The organism is Microcystis sp. LE18-22.4A (assembly GCF_027531105.1).
GTDB classification, from domain to species: Bacteria; Cyanobacteriota; Cyanobacteriia; order Cyanobacteriales; family Microcystaceae; genus Microcystis; species Microcystis aeruginosa.
In genome coordinates, this window is sequence record NZ_JAPZRB010000377.1 from 1 (window position 1) to 1,650 (window position 1,650).

Annotated in this window: 2 protein-coding genes; one reads left to right on the forward strand and one right to left on the reverse strand. The window is 43.8% G+C overall.

Translation table 11 applies throughout. From position 1 onward, the window contains the following. The first annotated feature begins 403 nt into the window (after positions 1-403). Positions 404-799, forward strand: coding sequence for a hypothetical protein (locus tag O9295_RS16740; protein ID WP_288033980.1), 396 nt, complete (start codon positions 404-406; stop codon positions 797-799). 249 nt (positions 800-1,048) lie between these two features. Here O9295_RS16740 and O9295_RS16745 read toward each other — a convergent pair whose 3' ends face one another. After that, positions 1,049-1,441, reverse strand: coding sequence for a hypothetical protein (locus O9295_RS16745; RefSeq protein ID WP_190722704.1), 393 nt, complete (start codon positions 1,439-1,441; stop codon positions 1,049-1,051). Positions 1,442-1,650 lie beyond the last annotated feature (209 nt).

Consider the following 1,650-nt stretch of genomic DNA (forward strand, 5'->3'; position numbering starts at 1 on the left):
TCAGGTGGTCAACTACCTAATTTTCAGGGAAAAAGTACCTGAATTTTCCCCCCAATCACTCCAATGGTCGGCACTTTTTGAGGGAAAAAAAGTCTAAAAACCTTATCCAACAAGGTTTTTAGATTTATTCAGCAAACCCTAAATAATCTAGAGACGTTGCTGACAACGTCTCTAGCAGTTTTTGCCCTTGTTTGCGTCGGGGTTTCTCGTTCTAGATTTTTGTTAATTTTTGTAAATTTAACTTGTTTTAAAACACTTTTTCTGATAGGGATTATCCAAAGAAAAATAGATGAAAGAGGCAAATCGTCAAGAGAATAATCTTGTTTGCTGCCTGATCCCGGTCAATGATAAATTTTAAAATACCTAGTCTTTTACATTTTCCCAACTCTCGGAGTGATCCCCGATGTTAAAAAATCTCTTTGGTGGCAAAAAATCTGACTTTTACCTAGAACTAAAAGAAACCGATGGTGAACAAAAAGCGACAGCAACCACGGCAGCAGCCGCGCCTGTTGTGGAAGCGCCTGCCCCTGCTGTGGAGTCTGCTGCCGCCCCCGTAGCCGAGAAAAAAGCCAAAAAAACTTCTATCAAGAAAGAAAAGCAAGTAAAAGAAACTCCCGCCGCTCCTGTGAGCGCACCGTCGCCCTTAGCCGCTACTAACGGTAAAGTAGAGCCGCAAGAAGTGGAATTTGCGACAAAATACTTGATTACTCCTAGTATGTCTCGCCGTCGCCCTGGTCCAAGTTTGAATGGTTTCAAAGACATGGCGCGCAAAGCGAAACTACCTGCTAACCGCGGCTAAATCCCCCCGGGATTGCTTTCTCAACAAAAAAAAAGGAGAGCTTTCTTTGACTCTCCTTTTTCATCAGGGTGCATCTACTAACTCAAGTGTAGCAGCGAGTTTTTTTAAGGTTGGTTATTTAGGTTACTCCCTAGAGTATTTTGGGGATAATTATTACCTGTCTTTTTGGGCAATTTTTAAAACCTAGGACGAGGTTGACTGGTGGACAGGTGCAAAATCAGCATTCATATTCTTGATTCGGCAACGCCATTAGGGATTAACTTTCGCCGCTCGGATTAGCCAACCGATTACCCCACCCGTAACACCACTGAGGATCGAACTGAGCGCAGCGGTGATCACCACTACTCCGATCTGTTTCCAGTTTTTCAATTCCCCGACTTTTTCGGCGAGATCGGTGGTTTTCCCCGCCGCGTTCTCTATAACTTTAACTCGATCGCTTAAACCCTCTATCTTCGCATCTAGGGTTCGGATATCGCCTTTAATTTCCGACTGCCCTAACTCTAAATTCTTCTGTCCGTTTTCTATGGTGGTTAGTCGGTTTTCCAGGGTGGTTAGTCGGTTTTCGATCGCCTTTTGTCCGTTGGCAATACCGATGATTAAATCCTCTAATCTTTTTAAATCTTTTTCAGTGGCGGCTGTCATCAGTTAAACTCCTATTAGTTGAATTTTTCTTGCCCCGATTCGATACTTTATTGATTGCGGATAACTTTCTCATCGGAAATTTTGGGTCTGAAACCCCGCCGTTCTAGGTTGGCTTTACGTTAGAATTAAAAGGCCAGTCTCGAAAACCAAGTGGACGGCGCAGCACCTTGAAAACTCGGCTTAGGGGGTTCCGACCAGAAAAGCTTGGC